Origin of the sequence: Pengzhenrongella sicca, assembly GCF_017569225.1 — a bacterium.
GTDB lineage: Bacteria > Actinomycetota > Actinomycetes > Actinomycetales > Cellulomonadaceae > Pengzhenrongella > Pengzhenrongella sicca.
Genome location: NZ_CP071868.1, coordinates 3389388 through 3407186, shown reverse-complemented (window position 1 = coordinate 3407186; position 17799 = coordinate 3389388). Strand labels below are relative to the sequence as shown.

The 17799-nt window shown below is 72.1% G+C and carries 15 protein-coding genes; 12 read left to right on the top strand and 3 right to left on the bottom strand.

What is annotated here, in order from left to right; genetic code table 11:
• The first annotated feature begins 28 nt into the window (after positions 1-28).
• The 6 genes from atpA to nucS all read left to right on the top strand — a co-directional run bounded on the left by atpA (position 29) and on the right by nucS (position 5630).
• A complete protein-coding gene (gene atpA, locus J4E96_RS15665; protein WP_227422998.1) occupies positions 29-1654 on the top strand; it encodes a F0F1 ATP synthase subunit alpha in 1626 nt (541 codons plus the stop codon).
• A gap of 1 nt (position 1655) precedes the next feature.
• Complete coding sequence (locus tag J4E96_RS15660) at positions 1656-2552, top strand: F0F1 ATP synthase subunit gamma (protein WP_227422997.1); 897 nt, start codon at positions 1656-1658, stop codon at positions 2550-2552.
• A 99-nt stretch (positions 2553-2651) separates the two neighbouring features.
• A complete protein-coding gene (gene atpD / locus J4E96_RS15655) occupies positions 2652-4130 on the top strand; it encodes a F0F1 ATP synthase subunit beta (RefSeq protein WP_227422996.1) in 1479 nt (492 codons plus the stop codon).
• On the top strand, positions 4130-4408 hold the full coding sequence (locus tag J4E96_RS15650; protein ID WP_227422995.1) for a F0F1 ATP synthase subunit epsilon: 279 nt from the start codon (positions 4130-4132) through the stop codon (positions 4406-4408). Before atpD ends, J4E96_RS15650 begins: the two co-directional genes overlap by 1 nt.
• 21 nt (positions 4409-4429) lie before the next feature.
• Complete coding sequence (locus J4E96_RS15645; protein ID WP_227422994.1) at positions 4430-4855, top strand: DUF2550 domain-containing protein; 426 nt, start codon at positions 4430-4432, stop codon at positions 4853-4855.
• A 79-nt stretch (positions 4856-4934) separates the two neighbouring features.
• Complete coding sequence (nucS, locus tag J4E96_RS15640; RefSeq protein ID WP_227422993.1) at positions 4935-5630, top strand: endonuclease NucS; 696 nt, start codon at positions 4935-4937, stop codon at positions 5628-5630.
• Here nucS and J4E96_RS15635 read toward each other — a convergent pair.
• The gene (locus J4E96_RS15635; RefSeq protein WP_227422992.1) at positions 5582-7063 is read right to left on the bottom strand and encodes a pyridoxal phosphate-dependent decarboxylase family protein; all 1482 of its coding nucleotides are present in this window, start codon (positions 7061-7063) and stop codon (positions 5582-5584) included. The genes nucS and J4E96_RS15635 overlap by 49 nt on opposite strands.
• Positions 7064-7216: 153 nt before the next feature.
• Between J4E96_RS15635 and J4E96_RS15630 the strand changes: the two genes are divergently transcribed.
• A complete protein-coding gene (locus tag J4E96_RS15630; protein WP_227422991.1) occupies positions 7217-8470 on the top strand; it encodes an N-acetylglucosamine-6-phosphate deacetylase in 1254 nt (417 codons plus the stop codon).
• A 1-nt stretch (position 8471) separates the two neighbouring features.
• On the opposite strand, the gene J4E96_RS15625 is transcribed toward J4E96_RS15630, so the two are convergent.
• Together J4E96_RS15625 and J4E96_RS15620 are read right to left on the bottom strand one after the other, a co-directional pair.
• Positions 8472-9692: an AGE family epimerase/isomerase gene (locus J4E96_RS15625; RefSeq protein ID WP_227422990.1), complete on the bottom strand. Its 1221-nt coding sequence runs from the start codon at positions 9690-9692 to the stop codon at positions 8472-8474.
• A complete protein-coding gene (locus J4E96_RS15620) occupies positions 9689-10738 on the bottom strand; it encodes an acetylxylan esterase (RefSeq protein WP_227422989.1) in 1050 nt (349 codons plus the stop codon). Before J4E96_RS15620 ends, J4E96_RS15625 begins: the two co-directional genes overlap by 4 nt.
• 313 nt (positions 10739-11051) lie before the next feature.
• Between J4E96_RS15620 and J4E96_RS15615 the strand changes: the two genes are divergently transcribed.
• From J4E96_RS15615 to yicI, 5 genes are all read left to right on the top strand, one after another.
• Positions 11052-12083, top strand: a complete 1032-nt coding sequence (locus J4E96_RS15615) for a LacI family DNA-binding transcriptional regulator (protein WP_227422988.1) — start codon at positions 11052-11054, stop codon at positions 12081-12083.
• Between the two features lie 70 nt (positions 12084-12153).
• On the top strand, positions 12154-13458 hold the full coding sequence (locus J4E96_RS15610; RefSeq protein WP_227422987.1) for an ABC transporter substrate-binding protein: 1305 nt from the start codon (positions 12154-12156) through the stop codon (positions 13456-13458).
• Between the two features lie 131 nt (positions 13459-13589).
• The gene (locus J4E96_RS15605) at positions 13590-14549 is read left to right on the top strand and encodes a carbohydrate ABC transporter permease (RefSeq protein WP_227422986.1); all 960 of its coding nucleotides are present in this window, start codon (positions 13590-13592) and stop codon (positions 14547-14549) included.
• 1 nt (position 14550) lies between these two features.
• Positions 14551-15441: a carbohydrate ABC transporter permease gene (locus tag J4E96_RS15600; protein ID WP_227422985.1), complete on the top strand. Its 891-nt coding sequence runs from the start codon at positions 14551-14553 to the stop codon at positions 15439-15441.
• Positions 15442-15470: 29 nt separating this feature from the next.
• Complete coding sequence (gene yicI, locus J4E96_RS15595) at positions 15471-17750, top strand: alpha-xylosidase (protein ID WP_227422984.1); 2280 nt, start codon at positions 15471-15473, stop codon at positions 17748-17750.
• Positions 17751-17799 lie beyond the last annotated feature (49 nt).

Genomic DNA, 17799 nt, shown 5'->3' with positions numbered 1-17799 from the left:
TTGGGCCGGACACGACGGGAGAAGAGCAATGGCTGAGCTGACGATCCGGCCCGACGAGATCAGGGCCGCGCTGGACAGCTTCGTGAAGTCCTACGAGCCGACCGCCGCGGTGACCGAAGAGGTCGGCCGCGTCATCCTCGCGGGCGACGGCATCGCCCAGGTCGAGGGACTTCCCGGCGCGATGGCGAACGAGCTGCTGCGCTTCGAGGACGGCACCCTCGGCCTTGCCCTCAACCTCGACGTGCGCGAGATCGGCGTCGTCGTGCTCGGGGAGTTCACGGGCATCGAGGAGGGCCAGGAGGTCCGCCGCACGGGCGAGGTGCTGTCCGTCCCGGTCGGTGACGGCTACCTCGGCCGCGTCGTCGACCCGCTCGGCACCCCGATCGACGGGCTCGGCCCGGTCGCCACGACCGGCCGCCGCGCGCTCGAGCTCCAGGCCCCCGGGGTGATGGCGCGTAAGAGCGTGCACGAGCCCCTGCAGACCGGGCTCAAGGCCATCGACGCGATGATCCCGATCGGGCGCGGCCAGCGCCAGCTCATCATCGGCGACCGCCAGACGGGCAAGACGGCCGTCGCGGTCGACACGATCATCAACCAGAAGTCGAACTGGGCGACCGGCGACCCGAAGAAGCAGGTGCGCTGCATCTACGTCGCGATCGGCCAGAAGGGGTCGACGATCGCCGCCGTGCGCGGCGCCCTCGAGGAGGCCGGCGCGCTCGAGTACACGACGATCGTCGCCGCTCCCGCGTCCGACCCGGCCGGCTTCAAGTACCTCGCGCCGTACACCGGCTCGGCCATCGGCCAGCACTGGATGTACGAGGGCAAGCACGTCCTGATCGTCTTCGACGACCTGTCGAAGCAGGCCGAGGCGTACCGCGCCGTGTCCCTGCTGCTGCGGCGCCCGCCGGGCCGCGAGGCGTACCCGGGCGACGTGTTCTACCTGCACTCGCGCCTGCTCGAGCGTTGCGCGAAGCTCAACGACGAGCTGGGTGCGGGCTCGATGACGGGGCTGCCCATCATCGAGACGAAGGCGAACGACGTCTCGGCGTACATCCCGACCAACGTCATCTCGATCACGGACGGGCAGATCTTCCTGCAGTCCGATTTGTTCAACGCCGATCAGCGCCCCGCGGTCGACGTCGGCATCTCGGTCTCCCGCGTCGGCGGCTCGGCGCAGGTCAAGGCCATGAAGCAGGTGTCCGGGACGCTCAAGATCGACCTCGCGCAGTTCCGTTCGCTCGAGGCGTTCGCGATGTTCGCCTCTGACCTCGACCCCGCCTCGCGCGCTCAGCTGACGCGCGGTGCGCGCCTGATGGAGCTGCTCAAGCAGGCCCAGTACACGCCGTACCCGGTCGAGGACCAGGTCGCGTCGATCTGGGCCGGCACCAAGGGCAAGCTCGACGACGTCCCGATCGAGGACGTGCGCCGGTTCGAGTCTGAGCTGCTCGACCACCTGCGCCGCAACACCGAGGTGCTCACGACGATCGCGTCGTCGGGCAAGCTCGAGGAGGCGACCGAGAAGGAGCTGGACGCGGCGGTCGGCGACTTCCGCAACGGGTTCCTCAAGGCCGACGGCACGCCGCTCGTCGGCGGCGACGAAGAGCCCGAGGTCGAGGTCGTGCAGGAGCAGATCGTCAAGCAGAAGAAGGGCTGACGTGGCGGGCCAGCAGCGCGTCTACCGGGAGCGGATCCGGTCGACACAGTCGCTGAAGAAGATCTTCCGCGCGATGGAGCTCATCGCGGCCTCGCGCATCGGCAAGGCGCGCGGCCGCGTGGCCGCCGCCGCGCCGTACGCCCGGGCGATCACCCGGGCCGTCTCCGCGGTCGCGACGCACTCCGACGTCGGGCACCCCCTGACGACGGAGCGCAGCGACACGAAGCGCGTCGCCGTGCTCGTGGCGACGGCCGACCGCGGGATGGCGGGCGCCTACACCGCTAGCGTCCTGCGCGAGAGCGAGAAGCTCGTCGAGCTCCTGCAGGGCCAGGGCAAGGAGGTCGCGCTCTACGTGGCCGGCCGCCGCGGCGTGTCGTTCTACGCATTCCGCGGCCGCGAGGTCGTGCAGAGCTGGTCCGGCGAGACGGACGCCCCGACGGCCGAGCAGGCGCAGGAGATCGCGGACACGCTGCTCGCGGCGTTTCTCGCTCCCGCCGACGACGGTGGCGTCGCCGAGGTGCACGTCGTGTTCACCCAGTTCGTGAACATGGTCACGCAGGTCCCGCGGGTCATCCGGATGCTCCCCCTCGAGATCGTCGAGGGGGTCGCGCCGGTGGAGCCGAGCGAGACCCTGCCGCTGTACGACTTCGAGCCCTCGCCCGAGGACGTGCTCGACGCGCTCCTGCCGCGCTACGTGCGCAGCCGGATCTACAGCTGCCTGCTGCAGGCCGGGGCCTCGGAGCTCGCCGCGCGTCAGCGGGCGATGCACACAGCGACGGAGAACGCCGAGGACCTGATCCGCGACTACACGCGGCGCGCCAACCAGGCCCGCCAGTCGGAGATCACCCAGGAGATCAGCGAGATCGTCTCGGGCGCCGATGCGCTCGCGACGCCCTGACGCCGCTCGACGGGCCATGAGCCCCGCACCACGCCAGACCAGACAGCACGACGTACAGACCTCCCGGGGCACGCTCCGGCCGAGCGAAGCGAGAGACACATGACTGTTACCGCTACCACAGCGGCCACCACCGCGGGCGGGGCCGGCACGGGCCGGGTCGCCCGCGTCATCGGCCCCGTCGTCGACATCGAGTTCCCCGCCGACGCCATCCCGGAGATGTACAACGCGCTGACCGTCGACATCGACCTGTCGTCGCAGGGCGAGGGCGAGCGATCGTTCACGATGACCCTCGAGGTCGCCCAGCACCTGGGCGACTCGATGGTGCGCGCGATCGCCCTCAAGCCCACGGACGGACTCGTGCGCGGCGCCGTCGTCACCGACACGGGCGAGCCGATCAGCGTGCCGGTCGGCGACGTCACGCTCGGCCACGTCTGGGACGTGACTGGCGAGCTGCTCAACGCCAAGGAGGGCGAGAAGCTCGAGATCACCGAGCGCTGGCCGATCCACCGCAAGCCCCCGGCCTTCGACCAGCTCGAGTCGAAGACGCAGATGTTCGAGACCGGCATCAAGGTCATCGACCTGCTCACGCCGTACGTGCTCGGCGGGAAGATCGGCCTGTTCGGCGGCGCCGGCGTCGGCAAGACCGTCCTGATCCAGGAGATGATCTACCGCGTCGCGAACAACCACAACGGCGTGTCCGTCTTCGCCGGGGTCGGCGAGCGCACCCGCGAGGGCAACGACCTCATCGAGGAGATGTCCGAGTCGGGCGTCATCAAGCAGACGGCCCTTGTGTTCGGCCAGATGGACGAGCCGCCGGGCACGCGCCTGCGGGTGGCCCTGTCCGCGCTGACGATGGCGGAGTACTTCCGCGACGTGCAGCAGAAGGACGTGCTGCTGTTCATCGACAACATCTTCCGGTTCACGCAGGCCGGCTCCGAGGTCTCGACGCTGCTCGGGCGCATGCCGTCCGCGGTCGGGTACCAGCCGAACCTCGCCGACGAGATGGGCCAGCTCCAGGAGCGCATCACGTCGACGCGCGGGCACTCGATCACCTCGCTGCAGGCGATCTACGTCCCCGCCGACGACTACACCGACCCGGCGCCGGCGACGACGTTCGCGCACCTGGACGCGACGACGGAGCTCTCGCGCGAGATCGCCTCGCGCGGGCTGTACCCGGCCGTCGACCCGCTCGCCTCGAGCTCGCGGGTCCTCGACCCGCGCTACGTCGGCGCGGACCACTACAACACCGCGACGCGCGTCAAGCAGATCCTCCAGCGCAACAAGGAGCTGCAGGACATCATCGCGATCCTCGGCGTCGACGAGCTCAGCGAGGAGGACAAGACGGTCGTGTTCCGCGCCCGCCGCATCCAGCAGTTCCTGTCGCAGAACACCTACATGGCGACGCAGTTCACCGGCGTGCCCGGCTCGACCGTGCCCATGGCGGAGACCATCGAGGCCTTCTCTCGGATCGCGGACGGCGAGTTCGACCACATCTCCGAGCAGGCCTTCTTCAACATCGGCGGGCTCGAGGACCTCGAGCGCAACTGGGCCCGGATCCAGAAGGAGTACGGCGTCTGATGGCGCACCTCGACGTGGACCTCGTCGCGGCCGATCGCAAGATCTGGTCCGGCGAGGCGAGCATGGTCAGCGCGCCGGCCGCGGACGGGGAGATCGGGATCCTGCCCGGCCACTCGCCGCTGCTGTCGGTGCTGCGCGCCGGGGAGATCCGGGTCACGCCGGTCTCCGGCGCGCACGTGAGCGGGACGGTCGCCGGCGGATTCCTGTCCGTGGACGCGAACCGCGTGACCATCGTGGCGGACTCCGTCACGATGAGCACCGACGCAGCGTCCCGCTGACCGGCACCTGACGACATGTCGATGACGGTGACCCTCGTCGGGGTCGCGGTCTGCCTGGTCCTGGCCTGCGCGGTCGCCGTCTTCGCGCTCATCGCGTCGCGGATCCGGACCCTGTCGGGGCGGGTCGGCTCCTTCGAGTGCGCCGCCCGCCCCGCACAGCCCGCGGACGGCCCGTGGGTCGCGGGGATCGCGCAGTACGGCGCGGGCCGGCTCGACTGGTGGCGGTCGTGGTCGCTCGCGCCCCGCCCGTCCCGGTCGTGGCGGCGCGCCCAGTTCGAGGTGGTCGGCCGGGTCTCGCTCGCGGGTGCCGGCCGCGGGGACCTCTACCTCGTGCGGTGCCGCCACCTCGACGACGACTTCGAGCTCACGATGTCGCCCGAGGCCTACGCGGGGCTCGCCTCGTGGCTCGAGGCGGCGCCCCCGAGCACCGTGATCCGGATCATCTAGCCCGTCTCGCCGGGCACTGCCGCCCCGACCCGGACTCTTTCCCCACCCGAACTTTCCCACTCTCGAAGGACGTCCCCCCGTGCGCCTGGTCGTCGCGACGTGCTCGGCCGAGTACTCCGGCCGGCTGAACGCGCACCTGCCGCTCGCCACGCGGCTGCTCGTGGTCAAGGCGGACGGCAGCGTCCTGCTGCACTCCGACGGCGGGTCGTACAAGCCGCTGAACTGGATGAGCCCGCCGTGCAAGCTCGTCGTGACGGCCGCCGACGAGGACGCGGCGGCCCGCGGCGTCGTGCAGGTGTGGGTCGTGCAGCACGCCAAGAGCGACGACCGGCTCGTGATCGAGCTGCACGAGGTGTTGCACGACTCGGCGCACGAGCTCGGCGTCGATCCCGGCCTGATCAAGGACGGCGTCGAGGCGCACCTGCAGGTCATGCTTGCGGCGCAGATCGAGCTGCTCGGCGCGGGTGCGCGCCTCGTGCGCCGCGAATACCCGACGGCGATCGGCCCGGTGGACATCCTCGCGCGCGACGCGGCCGGCGCGACGATCGCGATCGAGATCAAGCGGCGCGGGGACATCGACGGCGTCGAACAGCTCACGCGGTACCTCGAGCTGCTGAACCGGGACCCGCACCTGGCGCCCGTGCGCGGCGTCTTCGCGGCCCAGGAGATCAAGCCGCAGGCGCGCGTGCTCGCGACGGACCGCGGCATCGGCTGCCTGGTGCTCGACTACGACGCGATGCGCGGCGTCGACGACTCGGGCGCCCGGCTCTTCTGACCGTTTCGATCGGGCTGGCCGGTGTCCTCCCGCTGGCGGCCTTGTTCGTTCTGACTGGCCTGCGCGGCGCGGCGGACCGCCTCGACCGAGGCGGCGACATCGGCGTCGTCGGTCGCGAAGTTGCTCACCGAGATCCGCATGATGTCGCGGGCCTGCCACCGTGACCCCGACATCCAGGTGGTCCCGCCGGCCAGCAGCCGAGCCACGACGTCGCGAGTGCGCGCGTCGTCCTCGAACGCGACGCTGACCTGCGTGTAGACGACGTCGTTGAGCACCCGTGCACCCTCGATGCCGGCCATCCCCGCGGCCAGCGCGCGGGCGTTGCGAGCGAGGCCGTCGACGAGGTCGGCGACGCCGGCGCGGCCGAGCGAGCGCAGCGCGGCCCAGACCGGGACGCCCCGCGCGCGGCGCGAGAACTCCGGCACCCGCTCGAACGGGTCGCCCGGGCCGGGATCCGCCGGCATCAGGTAGCTCGCGTGCACCCCGAGCGCGGCGCGCAGGGGAGCGGGCCGCGCGACGATCGCGATGCCGCAGTCGTAGGGCACGTTGAGGGTCTTGTGCGCGTCGGTCGCCCACGAGTCCGCCGCCGCGTAGCCGGCGAGCAGCCCGCGCAGCGCGGGCGAGGCGGCGGCCCACAGGCCGAACGCCCCGTCGACGTGCACCCAGGCGCCGTGGGCGTGCGCGAGCGCGGCGGCCGGACCGATCGGGTCGAACGCGCCCGAGTGCACGTTGCCCGCCTGCAGGCAGACGATCGTCGGGCCGGCGCCCGCGGCGAGGGCGTCGTCGAGCGCGTCGAGCCGGATGCGGCCCTGGTCGTCGGCCGGCACGAGCGAGGGCGCGCCGAGCCCGAGGTAGCGCAGCGCGAGATCGACCGAGTCGTGGCGCTCCGCGCCGGCCAGGACGCGCACGCGCGGCGCCCCCGTGAGCCCGAGCGTGTCGAGGTCCCAGCCGGCGTCGGTGAGCACCTGCTGGCGCCCGGCGGCCAGCCCCGTGAAGTTCGCCATCGTCGCGCCGGTGACGAACCCGACGTCCGCGCCGGCCGGCAGGCCGAGCAGGTCGAGCAGCCACGCGCCCGCGGCCTCCTCGGCCGCGACGACGCCGGGGGTCGAGTACCGCATCCCGGCGTTCTGGTCCCACGCGCTCACCAGCCAGTCGGCGGCCAGGGCGGCGGGGAGCGTGCCGCCCATGACCCAGCCGAAGAAGCGCCCCGACCCGATCGCCATCAGGCCCGGCTCGACGGCCGCGGCGAGCAGGTCGACGACGTCGGCCGGGTCGGTCGGCCCGGCGGGCAGGGCGCCGGCGAGGTCGGCCAGGAGGGCGTCGGCCGCCACCCGCGGGCCGATCGGCCGGTCGGGCAGGCCCGTCAGCCAGTCCCGGGCATAGGCGCTCGCGCGCTCGAGCGCGCCGGCGTAGCTCTCGTATCGCTCGGTCATCGGGCGCCTCCCCACGTCGTGTCACCCGCCACGGCACCACCCTGCTGCTCGGCGGCCCGCTGGGGCAAGGCCTGCCGGCGCGCGGGCTGCCTCGAGGCCCGCGAGCGGCCGCGAGCGGCCCCGTCCGACAGTGCGCTGCGAGAGGATGGGGCCATGACTTCTCCTGAGGTGACTCTTCCCGAGGCGACTGGCGAGATCCCCGTCGTGCTGCGCGGGCGCGTCGTCACGCCGTACCAGGTCGTCGACGACGGCGCCGTCGTCATCGAGGGCACCACGATCGTCTGGGTCGGGGCGGTCGCGAGCGCCACCGCCCCGGCCGCGCTCGCCGCCGTCGTCGCGGCGACGCCCGCGCCCGCGCCGGGCACGACCCTGCTGCCCGGGCTGATCGACCTGCACAACCACGGCGGCGGCGGAGCGAGCTTCCCCGACGCGACGACGGTCGACGAAGCCCGGCGGGCGGCGCGCGAGCACCTCGCCCACGGCACGACGACGCTGGTGGCGTCCCTCGTGACCGCGGACGCGCGGACCCTCGTCACCCGGGCCGCGCTGCTGGCTGACCTCGCCGACGCCGGCGAGCTCGCCGGGATCCACCTCGAGGGGCCGTTCCTGTCGCCGGCCCGGCGCGGCGCGCAGAACCCTGCCGACATGCTCGGGGGCGACCCCGAGCTCGTCCGGCGGATCGCCGCCGCGGCTCGCGGGCACCTCGTGACCATGACGATCGCGCCCGAGGTCGCCGGGATCTGCGGCCCGGGCGGCGTCATCGACGCCCTCGTCGAGGTCGGGGCGATCCCGTCGTTCGGGCACACCGACGCGTCCTCCGAGCAGGTCGACACCGCGATCGCGGCCGCGCGCGCGGCGCTGGCGGCCCCCGGCGCCCGCTCGGCGCGGCCCACCGCCACGCACCTGTTCAACGGCATGCGCCCGCTGCACCACCGCGACCCGGGCCCGATCGCGTCGTGCCTGGCCGCGGCCGGGCGCGGCGAGCTCGTCGTCGAGCTCATCGCCGACGGCACGCACCTGGTCCCGGGGACCATCCGCGCGGTCTTCGACCTCGTCGGCGCCGGCTCGATCGCCCTGGTCACCGACGCGATGGCCGCCGCGGGGATGCCGGACGGCACCTACGACCTCGGCCCGATGCGCGTCCGGGTCGCCGACGGCGTCGCGCGCCTGGCCGACGGCGACGCGATCGCGGGCGGCACGGCGCACCTGCTCGACGTGGTGCGCTGCGTCGTCGACTCGGGGGTCGCCCTCGAGCTCGCCGTCCTCGCCGCGAGCGGCACCCCCGCGGGCGTGCTCGGGCGCCGCGACGTCGGCGCGCTCGAGGCCGGCCGCCGCGCCGACGTCGTCGAGGTCGACGCCGGGCTGCGGCCGCTGCGCGTGCTGCGGGCGGGAGAGTGGGTGGCCTGAGCTACCCCAGCTCGTCGCGCACCGCGACGGCGAGGCCGGGCGCGAGGGGGAGCAGCGGCAGCAGCGTCGCCTGGAACGCGTGGTACAGGTCGGGCTTGCCGGGCCAGACGTCGGCGCTCGGCACGTTCGACGCGTCCAGCTCGTGGTGCCAGGACCCGCGGTCGTGGTCGACGAGGAACTCGCTCGCGTAGTCCCACCAGCGGCTGTAGTCCCCCGCGTAGCGCTCGTCGCCGGTCACCCGGTGCAGCGCGGCGGCGGCGCCGATCGCCTCGGCGGCCACCCAGTGCATCCGCGTGCGGACGACGGGAGCGCCGGCCCAGTCCGTGGTGTACACGAATCCGGGGGCGCCGTCGACGGCCCAGCCGTCCGCGACCGCGCGATCGTAGAGCGCCACCGCGGCAGCCACGAGCGTCTCGTCTGGCGCGCCGGGCAGCGCCGCGTCGACGGTCAGCAGCAGGCGGGCCCACTCGAGGCCGTGGCCGACCGTGGCCCCGTACGGCTTGAACGGGTCGTCGGGCCGGTCGGCGTTCAGCTCGAGCTGAGGGGCCCAGCTGGCGTCGAAGTGCTCGGGGATGCGCCACCCGTTGGCGCCCGCCCACGCCACGACGTGCCCCGCGATCGTGGCCGCGCGCTGGTGCCAGCGCGCGTCGCCGGTCGCGTCGCCCGCCGCGAGGAGCGCCTCGACGGTGTGCATGTTGGCGTTGACGCCGCGGTAGGTCTCGAGCGTGGTCCACGTGCGGTCCCACTCGTCCGCGCTCAGGCCCGCGGCGGGCTCCCAGAACCGGGCGTCGAGCACCGCGAGCGCGTCGTCGAGCAGGGCGCGGGCGCCATCGAGCTGCGCGACGGTCCCGGTCGAGGCCGCGAGCACGACGAACGCGTGCGCGTATGCGCTCTTGGTGGTGTCGAGGGTGCCGTCCGGCGCGATCGAGGCGTACCAGCCGCCGTGCTCGTCGTCGTGGAGGCTGGTGCGCAGCGCGGCGATCGCGCGCTCGGCGACGGGGCGGCAGCCCGGCACACCGAGCAGGTGCCCGAGCGCGTACACGTGCGCGGTGCGCCCGGTGATCCAGGTGAAGACCGGGCGATCGGGGTCGACGGTGCCGTCGTCGTCGAGCCACCCGGCCCCCTGGCCGGCGGGCACGGCGCGGCGGCCGAACTCGAGCAGCCGCAGGGACTCGTCCCACAGCCAGCCGCGGTGGCCGGCGCGGTCGGTCCAGGCGGTCATCGGGCATTCCCCTCGAGGTGGCCGGGGGTAGCGCCGCCCCCGGCGAGTCCGGCGAGTCCGGCAAGTTCGGCGAGCCAGTGCAGCTGCCGCGCGAACTGGTGCCCGGCGCCCCCCTCGTGCTCGTTGAACGGGTAGACCTCGAGCTGCTTGGCGGGCTCGCCCCCGAGCGCGCCGTAGTGGTTGTACGCGGCGTACACGGTCGAGGGCGGGCAGATCGGGTCCATCAGCGCGACCGAGAACAGCGCCGGCGCGCTCGCGCGCCGGGCGAACGAGACCCCGTCGAGGTAGGAGAGCGTCCGGAAGGCCGCGTCGGCGTGCCCGCGATGGACCGAGAGGTACTGCGTGATCTCGGTGTACGGCGTCGTGTCCGCGACGTCGACGGCGCGGCGGAAGTGGCTGCCGAACGGCACGTCGGGCATCGCCGCGAGCAGGCCGGGGACCAGGCCCGCGACGGCCAGCGTGATGCCGCCGCCCTGGCTTCCGCCGGTCACCGCGACGCGCGTCGGATCGACGCCGTCGACGGCGCGCACCGCCTCGACCGCGCGCACCGCGTCGGTGAACACGCGACGGTAGAAGTGGTCGGCCGGGTCGAGCAGCCCACGCGTGAGGAAGCCGGGGACGGCCGGCCCGGAGCCGACCGGGTCGGGCGTGTCGCCGCCGCTGCCCCACTGGCTGCCCTGCCCGCGCGTGTCCATGTACAGGCTCACGTAGCCGGCGCTCGCCCAGCCGAGGTGCTCGTGCGGCAGGCCGCGGCCGCCGCCGTACCCGTTGTACTCCACGACGGCGGGGAGCGGGCCCGCGCCGGCGACGGCCGCCGCCGGGCGTGTGAGCCACGCCTTGATCGGGTGCCCGCCGAAGCCGGCGAACTCGACGTCGAAGACGTCGACGAGCCGCAGGCCGGTGTCGACGGGCGTCACGGTCAGGTTCAGGTCGAACGCGCGGGTCTCGGCGAGCGTCTTCGCCCAGAAGGCGTCGAAGTCCGCGGGCTCGCCGATGTCGGGCAGGTAGCTCTCGAGCTCCGCGCGGGGGAGGTCGTACACAGGCATGGGCTGCGGTCCTTCGGCAGGTCGGCGGGTCGGCGGGTCGGTCGGCGTGGTCGGGGCGTCGGTCGGCGGGCGGTCGGGCGGGCCGATCGGCGCCGTCGTGACCACGGTACCGACCAGATCGGACGCCGCGGCCCGGTCCGGCCAGCGACCTGCCCCCGAAGCCACCGGCAGCGGCCGACCTCCCCCTGTGCGCGGGGTAGGAACACGGTCTTGACCGATGGATTCGTTTGGTGGATGATCCAATGCATCGAAGCGCTTCGACGAAGCGCTTCGATCTCCACCGACATTCGATCTGCGGCCAACGGAGGCTGAGATGGCAACGATGCAGGACGTCGCGCGGCTCGCCAACGTCTCCCTCAGCACGGTCTCTTACGCGCTCAGCGACGCGCGCCCGGTCTCGAGCCGGACGAAGGCGCGCATCGAGGCGGCCATGGCCGAGCTCGGGTTCCAGCGCAACGCGGCGGCCCGCAGCCTCGCGAGCCGCCGCAGCCACGTCCTCGCGCTCACCTACCCGGCGATGCAGCAGGGCCTCGGCGGCACCGTCAGCGAGTTCGTCGCGAGCGCGGCCGAGACGGCGAGCGCGCACGGCTACCAGCTCGTCCTGTGGCCGCTCGGCGCGAACCAGCCGGGCGAGATCCGCGACCTCGCCCAGCAGGGGCAGGCCGACGGGGTGCTGCTGATGGAGGTCCGGCTCGAGGACCCGCGGGTCGAGGCGCTGCGCGCGGCGGGCGTGCCGTTCACGATGATCGGCCGGACGGCGCAGGTCGCCGACCTCAGCTACGTCGACATCGACTTCGCCCGCACGACGGAGGACGCTGTCGCGCACCTGACCGGGCTCGGCCACGAGCGCATCGCGTTCCTCAACCACTCCGCCGCGAGCCGGGCGGACGGGTACGCGCCGACGATCCGGGCCGACGAGGGGTACGCCGACGCGATGCGCGCGCGGGGCCTGAGCCCCGAGTCGATCCTGTGCGACGAGGACCCGGGCGCGGGTCGCGCCGCGATGGCCGAGCTGCTCGCGCGGGACCCGCGCCTGACCGCGGTCATCACGATGAACGAGATCGCGACGTTCGGTGCGACGGTCGAGCTCCAGGCGCAGGGCCGGCAGATCCCGCGGGACTTCTCGGTGCTGTCGATCGTCACCTCCCCGGGGGTGGGCGCGATGAGCAATCCGCCCCTGACCACCATGCACGCCCCGGGCGCCGATCTCGGCCGGCTCGGGGTGGAGGCGCTGCTCGCGCTGCTGACGGTGAACGAGCTCCCCGCCGTCGACCCCGTGCTGCTGCCGTGCCCGCTGGAACCGGGCGGCAGCACCGGCCCGCCGCCCGTGCCGCTCACCCCCTAGCCGCTCGACCACCACCCCGCTCGACCACCACCCCGCTCGACCATCTGCACCACTCAATGAGGAGACGTACATGTTGACCAATCGCAAAGTGGGCCTGATCGCCGCGCTGGCCGTCCTCCCGCTCGCCCTCGCGGCGTGCGGCGGCGCTGACTCGGACGACGGCGCGGCGTCGGACGCCACGACCCTCAAGCTCTGGCACTACGAGGGTGCCGACAGTGCCATGGGCAAGGCCTGGGACGAGTCGATCAAGGTGTTCGAGGCTGAGCACGAGGGCGTCACGGTCGAGTTCGAGCAGAAGGCGTTCGAGCAGATCCAGCAGACCGCCGGGATGGTGCTGAGCTCCGACGAGGGCCCGGACATCATGGAGTACAACAAGGGCAACGCGACCGCCGGCCTGCTCGCGTCGCAGGGGCTCCTCACCGACCTCTCCGACGAGGCGGCCTCGCGCGGCTGGGACGACAAGCTCGCCGAGAGCCTGCAGACGACGGCCAGGTACGACGAGAACGGCGTCATGGGCTCGGGCAGCTGGTACGGCGTCCCGAACTACGGCGAGTTCGTGACGGTCTACTACAACAAGGACATGTTCGCGGCCGCCGGCGTCGAGGTGCCGACCTCGCTGGCCGAGTTCACCGCCGTCATGGACACGTTCGTCGCCGACGGCATCACGCCGCTGGCGATGGCGGGCGCCGAGTACCCGGCCGGCCAGCTCTACTACGAGCTCGCGATGGCCAAGGCCGACCGCTCCTTCATCGACAACTACCAGACGTACAAGGAGCCGGTGGACTTCCAGGCGGACCCGCTCAAGTTCGGCGCCGAGACGTTCGACCAGTGGGTCAAGGCCGGCTACATGGCCTCCGACTCCGCGAGCCTCAAGGCCGAGGACGCCGGGCTGAGCTTCATCAGCGGCACCTCGCCGATCTTCGTCTCGGGCAGCTGGTGGTACGGCCGCTTCGCGACCGACATCACCGACGCCGACTGGGGCATCTTCAACTTCCCGGGCAACGAGTTCAACGCCGGGTCCTCGGGCAACCTGTGGGTCGTGCCGGAGAACTCCAAGGCCAAGGACCTCGCGTACGACTTCATCGACATCACGATGCGGCCCGAGATCCAGGCGATCCTCGGCAACAACGGCGGCCTGCCGGTCGCCGCGGAGCCCACGGACATCACCGACCCGAAGAGCCAGGAGCTCATCACGGCGTTCAACGAGGTCCTCGACAACGACGGCCTGGCGTTCTACCCCGACTGGCCCGTGCCCGGCTACTACGACGTGCTGGTCTCCGCCTTCCAGTCGTCGATCAACCAGTCGACCGACCCGGCCGGCGTGCTCGACCAGCTCGGCACGGCCTACGACGACGGCGTCGCCAACATCGGCTGACCTGCCGCCCTCGCCGCGACGGCGCCGGCCGGACCTCCGACCGGCGCCGTCGCGGCGCCCCCTGGCGCCGCGCGCACAGCTGCGCGCGCCGACCCGAGCGCAGACGTGATCTACCGAAAGGCACTGCCATCATGGTGACAACTTCGGACCCGAGCGTGCGCGTACGCCGGCCGCCTGCGGGGCGAACTCGCGGCAGGTCCGGTTCGGGCGGCGTGTACTGGGCGTACCTCATCCCCGGCGCGATCTTGTTCATCGCCGTGATCGTCGTGCCGTTCGTGATGAATCTGTACCTGAGCTTCACGAAGTGGCCCGGGCTCGGCACGCCGCGCTGGGTCGGCCTCGACAACTACACGCGGCTGCTCTCGGACGAGACGTTCTGGCTGTCGTTCCGGAACTCCCTCGCGATGATCGTCGCGATGGTCGTGGTCCCGACGCTGCTCGGCCTGCTCCTCGCGTCGGTCCTGTTCGACTACCTCGGCAAGCGGTTCAACGGCCAGGTCGCCAGTGCGCTGCGCGCGACCTACTACCTGCCCCAGATCCTCCCCGTCGCGGTCGCGGGCATCCTGTGGGGCTGGATCCTCAACCCGCAGACCGGCGCGCTCAACGTCTTCCTGCGCCAGATCGGGCTCGACTCGCTCGCGCTGAACTGGCTCGGCGACACCACGACGGCGATGCCGACCGTCATGCTCGTGATGATCTGGGTCCAGCTCGGGTACCCCGTCGTGATCTTCATGGCCGCGCTGCAGCGCGTGGACCCCGAGCTCTACGAGGCAGCCGAGCTCGACGGAGCGGGCTGGTTCGCACGGTTCCGCGCGATCACGCTCCCGCAGATCAAGCCGGAGACGTTCGTCGTGACCCTGACCTGCACGATCGCCGCGCTCAAGGTGTTCGGCCCGATCTACGTGCTGACCAAGGGCGGCCCCGAGAACACGACGAACGTGCCGTCCTACTTCTCCTACCAGAACTTCTTCCCCAAGTCCCAGGTCGGCTACGGCGCGGCGATCGCCACCGTCCTGACCATCATCGTCGTCATCGTCTCGATCGCGTTCATCCGGGCGCAGGCGTCGAGCGAGCGCAAGGAGGGCAGCTGACATGGCCACCGATTCCGCGGTTCTGACCGCGACCCCCGCCGCCATCGCCCCCCGGCGCGGCACGCGCTTCCAGCACGGCAAGTCGCGCTGGCTCATCCTGGCCGTCGCGCTGGGCCTCGCGCTGGCGATGATGATCCCGTTCGTGATCATGCTGCTCAACGCGTTCAAGTCGCCCGCCGACTACGCGGCCAACGGGCCGGTCAGCCTGCCGTCGCACCTGTACTTCGACGGGCTGGTCAACTTCTGGAACCGGGTCAACTTCCCCGAGAAGCTGGTCAACTCGATCTGGATCAGCGGCGCGGTGGCGATCCTCGCCACGCTCGTCTCGCTCCTGAACGCGTACGCGCTCGGCATCGGCCGGGTGCGCGGGCGGCTGTGGATCGTCGGCCTGTTCCTACTCGCGAACATGCTGCCGCAGGAGTCCCTCATCTACCCGCTCTACTACCTCGCGAAGCAGACGGGCCTGTACAACAACCAGTGGTCGGTCATCATCATCTTCACGGTGATCCAGAGCGCGTTCGGCACGTACCTGCTCCAGTCCGTCTTCGCGACCTTCCCGCCGTCGGTGCTCGAGGCCGCGGCGCTCGACGGCGCGAACAAGTGGCAGGTGCTGTGGCGCGTGGTCTTCCCGATCAGCCGCCCCACGCTGTCGGTCCTGGTGATCTTCTTCTTCATCTGGACCTGGAACGAGTTCTTCATCCCGCTCGTCATGCTCATCGACAACGCGACGCAGACGATCCCCGTCGCGCTCGCCTCGCTGCAGGGTGACCGGCTCATGGACGCCCCGACGATCAACGCGGGCTCGCTCATCAGCCTCCTGCCAGCGGTGATCTTCTTCCTCATCTTCCAGCGCACGCTCACGCGCGGCATCACCGCCGGCGCGGTCAAGTAGCCCGCAGACCTCACAAGGACGGTTCCACCATGAAGTTCACCGACGGCTACTGGCTCGTGCGCGACGGGATGCACCCGCTGCACCCGGCCCAGGCGTACGACGTCTGGTCCGACCACGACTCGATGACGGTGTACGCGCCGACCGCGCGGATCGTCGGCCGGGGCGACACCCTGAACCGGCCCATCGCGACCGTGACCTACAGCTCGCCGATGGACGACGTGATCCGGGTCCGGATCGAGCACCACCAGGGCGCCGTCGACGCCGGGCCGTCGTTCGTCCTGGGCGGCGACGAGCGCGTGCCGGTCAAGGTCGCCGTCGACGACGAGGCCGGCGTGCTGACCTCGGGCGCGCTCTCGGTGCGGGTGCACCGGGGCGCGGGCTGGCAGGTCGACTTCGAGGCCGCGGGCGCGGTGCTCACGTCGAGCCCGCACAAGGGCATCGGGCTCGTCGCGGCCGACGACGGCGCGCACTACGTGCACGAGCAGCTCACCCTCGGCGTCGGCGAGCTCGTCTTCGGGCTGGGGGAGCGCTTCGGCCCGTACGTCAAGAACGGCCAGAGCGTCGACATCTGGAACGCCGACGGTGGCACGTCGAGCGAGCAGGCCTACAAGAACGTGCCGTTCTACCTCACGAACCGCGGTTACGGCGTGTTCGTCAACCACCCCGAGCTCGTCTCGTTCGAGGTCGGCTCCGAGCACGTCTCGCGCAGCCAGTTCAGCGTGCGCGGGCAGTCGCTCGAGTACTTCGTCATCTACGGACCGACCCCCAAGGAGGTGCTGCGCAAGTACACCGCCCTGACCGGTCGCCCCGCGCGCGTCCCGGAGTGGTCGTTTGGGCTCTGGTTGTCGACGTCGTTCACAACCAGCTACGACGAGGCGACCGTCTCGGGCTTCATCGACGAGATGGCCGCGCGCGACCTGCCGCTGTCGGTGTTCCACTTCGACTGCTTCTGGATGCGCGAGTTCAACTGGTGCGACTTCGAGTGGGACCCGCGCACGTTCCCGGACCCGGAGGGCATGCTGACCCGGCTGCGGGCCCGCGGCCTGAAGATCTGCGTGTGGATCAACCCGTACATCGCGCAGCGCTCGCCGCTGTTCGCCGAGGCGGCGGCGCAGGGCTTCCTGCTCAAGCGGACCGACGGCTCCGTGTGGCAGTGGGATCACTGGCAGGCCGGGATGGGGCTGGTCGACTTCACCAACCCCGCCGCCGCGGCGTGGTTCACGGGCAAGCTCGACCGCCTACTCGGGATGGGGGTGGACGCGTTCAAGACCGACTTCGGCGAGCGCATCCCGACCGAGGGCGTCGCCTGGCACGACGGCTCGGACCCGCAGCGCATGCACAACTACTTCGCTCAGGCCTACAACAAGTGCGTGTTCGACCTGCTCGTCGCGCGGCGCGGCGAGGGCGACGCGGTGCTCTTCGCCCGCTCGGCGACCGCCGGCGGGCAGCAGCTGCCCGTGCACTGGGGCGGCGACTGCTACTCGACGTTCGAGGCGATGGCCGAGACCCTGCGCGGCGGGCTGTCGCTCGCGCTGTCGGGGTTCGGCTTCTGGAGCCACGACATCGGCGGGTTCGAGGGCACCCCCGACCCCACGGTGTTCAAGCGCTGGCTCGCCTTCGGGCTGCTGTCCTCGCACAGCCGGCTGCACGGGTCCGGCTCGGTGCGGGTGCCGTGGGCCTTCGACGAGGAGGCCGTCGACATCACCCGCACGTTCACCCAGCTCAAGCTGTCGCTCATGCCGTACCTCGCGCGCGTCGCCGGCGAGGCCCACACGGCTGGCACGCCGATGCTGCGGCCCATGCTGCTCGAGTTCCCGCACGACCGTGCCGCGGCGGCGCTCGACACCCAGTACCTGCTCGGCGACGCGCTGCTCGTGGCGCCGGTCTTCTCGGCCAGCGGGGACGTGGAGTACTACGTGCCCGAGGGCACGTGGACGCACCTGGTCACCGGGGCGCAGGTCACCGGGCCGCGCTGGGTCGCGCAGCGGTGCGCGATCGACACGCTGCCGCTGCTCGTGCGGCCCGGGACGGTGCTCCCGATCGGCGCGCGCACCGACCGGCCCGACTACGACTACGCCGACGGCGTCCGGCTCGACCTGTACGAGATCGCGGACGGCGCGCGCACCGTCGTGGAGGTGCCCGCGCTCGGCGGCGCCGTCGCGGCGACGTTCACCGTGAGCCGGACCGGCGATCGCGTGCTCATCGAGGCCGAGGGTGCGACCGGCGCGTGGTCGGCCCGCGTCGTCGGCCCGGACCCGCGTACGGTGTCGGCCGAGCCCGGTGCCTCGCGCCTGGAGCTCGCGCTCTGACTCGCGCACCCGAACCGTTCCGACCCCGACACGAAGGACCACCTCGACG

What these genes read in the sequence shown, in the direction of transcription:
- J4E96_RS15600 (WP_227422985.1), top strand. Translation starts at nt 14,551, where the DNA reads ATGGCCACCGATTCCGCGGTTCTGACCGCGACCCCCGCCGCCATCGCC.
- J4E96_RS15615 (WP_227422988.1), top strand. Translation starts at nt 11,052, where the DNA reads ATGGCAACGATGCAGGACGTCGCGCGGCTCGCCAACGTCTCCCTCAGC.
- yicI (WP_227422984.1), top strand. Translation starts at nt 15,471, where the DNA reads ATGAAGTTCACCGACGGCTACTGGCTCGTGCGCGACGGGATGCACCCG.
- atpA (WP_227422998.1), top strand. Translation starts at nt 29, where the DNA reads ATGGCTGAGCTGACGATCCGGCCCGACGAGATCAGGGCCGCGCTGGAC.
- J4E96_RS15630 (WP_227422991.1), top strand. Translation starts at nt 7,217, where the DNA reads ATGACTTCTCCTGAGGTGACTCTTCCCGAGGCGACTGGCGAGATCCCC.
- J4E96_RS15645 (WP_227422994.1), top strand. Translation starts at nt 4,430, where the DNA reads ATGACGGTGACCCTCGTCGGGGTCGCGGTCTGCCTGGTCCTGGCCTGC.
- J4E96_RS15625 (WP_227422990.1), bottom strand. Translation starts at nt 9,692, where the DNA reads ATGACCGCCTGGACCGACCGCGCCGGCCACCGCGGCTGGCTGTGGGAC.
- J4E96_RS15650 (WP_227422995.1), top strand. Translation starts at nt 4,130, where the DNA reads ATGGCGCACCTCGACGTGGACCTCGTCGCGGCCGATCGCAAGATCTGG.
- J4E96_RS15620 (WP_227422989.1), bottom strand. Translation starts at nt 10,738, where the DNA reads ATGCCTGTGTACGACCTCCCCCGCGCGGAGCTCGAGAGCTACCTGCCC.
- J4E96_RS15610 (WP_227422987.1), top strand. Translation starts at nt 12,154, where the DNA reads ATGTTGACCAATCGCAAAGTGGGCCTGATCGCCGCGCTGGCCGTCCTC.
- J4E96_RS15635 (WP_227422992.1), bottom strand. Translation starts at nt 7,063, where the DNA reads ATGACCGAGCGATACGAGAGCTACGCCGGCGCGCTCGAGCGCGCGAGC.
- J4E96_RS15605 (WP_227422986.1), top strand. Translation starts at nt 13,590, where the DNA reads ATGGTGACAACTTCGGACCCGAGCGTGCGCGTACGCCGGCCGCCTGCG.
- atpD (WP_227422996.1), top strand. Translation starts at nt 2,652, where the DNA reads ATGACTGTTACCGCTACCACAGCGGCCACCACCGCGGGCGGGGCCGGC.